This is a genomic window from Bacteroides sp. 43_46 (genome assembly GCF_001915455.1).
Lineage (GTDB): Bacteria > Bacteroidota > Bacteroidia > Bacteroidales > Bacteroidaceae > Bacteroides > Bacteroides caccae.
The window spans coordinates 1-2828 of record NZ_MNQN01000091.1; the positions used below are offsets into that span (position 1 = coordinate 1).

The window sequence follows — 2828 nt, forward strand, 5'->3', positions numbered from 1 at the left end:
GGAGAATACTATCGACTATCAAATTATTGTTGAATACTATCGACTATCAACTATCAAATTATTATTTTCCTAATTAATTTTACCACCAAATTTGAAGAAGCAACCTTTTATTTTGCTTCGAATGCAGTATCAATCAATGCTTTCAGGTTCAGATAATGGCTTCTGTATATGCCACCGGAAGCGCTTGCTGCATTGGCAAGGTCTCTCCGGAGATCTGTCAGTTGCCCACGGGCAATGGCGGATGCTTCCGACAGAGAATCGGGCATATACTGATTGGCGTTCGTCTTCGGCTTCTCGAGCATTGCAGTCAATGAGTTGACATAGACTTTCTGCAAGGCACGTTGATTGAGGTCGGGTCTTTTCCCTCCTCTCAGATCATTCCAGATACTCTTTCTCAAATCCTGGAACATCTCAGCGGAAGTGTAGGCTTTCGTACCGTTCATCAACTCGTTAGTTGTCATTTTATCCAATGTGCGGCTGCTAAGCAAGCCTTTCAGTATGCCACTCTGCACACTGAAGATAAAACTGGAGGTGTTGACCTGGGCTTTCTCCAACAGTTGGCTATCCATTAGCCAGGTAGGCATGGTGAACAGTTCTTTGTTCAGGAAGGCCATTGCTTTCTTCTGTATTTCTTTCGGCACAAATTCCACTGCTTTCACATCGGTCTGCTCTACCGAAATCGGGGTGCTGTAAATACCGGCAACATTGGTCGCCACGTGTCCCATATACAGAGAGAATTGTCCGGCGACATTACTATATAAAGTTCTTGCTTTCTCGTAACCTTCGTTCGGCTCGTACGTCCACTTCATAATTTCGGGCATGATACGTTTCAGGTTCTTGATACCATATGTACCAGCCAGCATAGCATCGTCTCCCAAGTCTTCGTTCTGGTTGCGGGGATCGTCGCGGTCGCTTTCCGTACCGAAGGTGTAACGCTTGTCTTCTTTCAGCTTACTGATAATCCACTTGTTCATGTGAGGAATTTCATCTTCCGCCGTCTTGAATTCGGGCATCCAGCGATATCCCCACTCGATAGACCAATCGTCATAGATACCGATGCGCGGGAAGATTCCGGCACGTGAGATGCTGTCTTCCGGCTGGGCGATGTAGTTGAAACGTGCGTAGTCCATGATAGACGGGGTGTGGCCGTTGGCTTCCACCCATGCTTTGTCTCTCAGTTTCTCTACCGGAACGGTAGCGGAAGAACCGAAGTTATGACGCAAGCCGAGTGTGTGGCCTACTTCATGAGAAGACACGAAGCGTATCAATTCGCCCATGAGTTCATCGTCAAACTGAGGTTTGCGTGCTCCCGGGTCTACGGCTCCGGCCTGTACGATATACCAGTTGTAGAGCAACAACATTACATTGTGATACCAGTTGATATGTGTTTCCAGAATTTCACCGCTGCGGGGATCGTGTACGTGAGGACCGCTTGCGTTCGGAATGTCGGAAGGCTTATAGACGATAGCCGAGTGGCGGGCGTCTTCCAAACTCCAGGTAGGATCGTCCGTGGGGGCTTCCTTACCGATAATGGCATTCTTGAATCCGGCTTTCTCGAAGGCTTTCTGCCAGTCGTTGACACCTTGAATCAGGTAGGGAACCCATTTCTTAGGAGTAGCAGGGTCGATGTAAATAACGATCGGTTTCTTGGGTTCTACAAGTTCTCCTCTCAGATACCTTTCTTTGTCCTCGTCTTTCGGTTCGAGACGCCAACGGGTGATATTCGCTTTGTATTTCATACCGTGCGGGTTACCGTCAAAGTCTTTATAGCCGACAGCAAAATAGCCTACGCGGGGGTCATAGAGTCGCGGTTTCATCGGCTCTTTGGGCAGGAGCAGCATAGAGCTGTTCAGTTCGTAAGTCATCGGACCGGTGGAGTTGTAGTATTGAGCAATCATTTTCTCAAGAGCGCTACCCATAGGCGGTTTCCGTTGGAAGGTGCGCACAGTGCGGATTTCGATATTCTGCGGGAAGGCTTTCAAGGTGTCGATATAGCTGGCGTCGGAGATCATTGAAGTCGCCCCGATATTATCTTTCGCATAGTTGGAGAAAGAGAACATATCATTATCCCTGCGGATAAAGTCGGTCATTTCGATCACATAGTTTTTCGTCAGGCTGTCCTTGCGCATCGTCTTCAGCGGGAAGGTGGCAACGATAGGTTGCACGTTGGAGTTCAGCACTGCCTGATACATTCCCAGTGTATCGGTGGAATGTTCCAGATAAGAGATCTGACGGATAAACAGTTTGTTGTCCCGTCCCAGTTCGAAACGTATCACTTCGTCGCTGATATGGTCGCCCGGATAGCCGGCTTTACGTTTTTGTTTGTCCACCGGGGCCTTTACAATACGGTTGACAATCAGAATATCCCGTCCAAACAGGGAATCGGGGATTTCGAAAAAGTATTTTCCTTCTATACAGTGCACCTTGAAGAAACCGTTCATAGTCTTGGCTTTACCGGTGATCACGCTTGCATAAGGTTGGAAAGGAGATTTCTTGGCTTTCGCTATGGAGTCGGCTTTCGCTTTGTCGACAGCTTCCGTCTTACTGTTTTTCTTTTTCTTCTTTTTAAAGATGTCGGTTGACTGCGCTCCGGCCGTTGGAATCAACATTGCCAGAAGCAACAAAAAGGTAGTTAGTTTTCTCATGTTCTTATTTTTAAGATGTTAGTAACTGCAAAGTTAACTATTCACACGAGCTATCCAAACGATACTTCCTTATTTTTCAGGTTTTTCTTCAAATTTGGTGGTAAAATTAATTAGGAAAATAATAATTTGATAGTTGATAGTCGATAGTATTCAACAATAATTTGATAGTCGATAGTATTCTCC

The 2828-nt window shown here is 46.5% G+C and carries 1 protein-coding gene; it reads right to left on the reverse strand.

Features of this window, described 5'->3' with window-relative positions; genetic code table 11:
- Positions 1 to 107: 107 nt before the first annotated feature.
- Positions 108 to 2645, reverse strand: a complete 2538-nt coding sequence (locus BHV72_RS07090; protein ID WP_234109828.1) for a zinc-dependent metalloprotease — start codon at positions 2643 to 2645, stop codon at positions 108 to 110.
- Positions 2646 to 2828: the final 183 nt, after the last annotated feature.

What these genes read in the sequence shown, in the direction of transcription:
- BHV72_RS07090 (WP_234109828.1), bottom strand. Translation starts at nt 2,645, where the DNA reads ATGAGAAAACTAACTACCTTTTTGTTGCTTCTGGCAATGTTGATTCCA.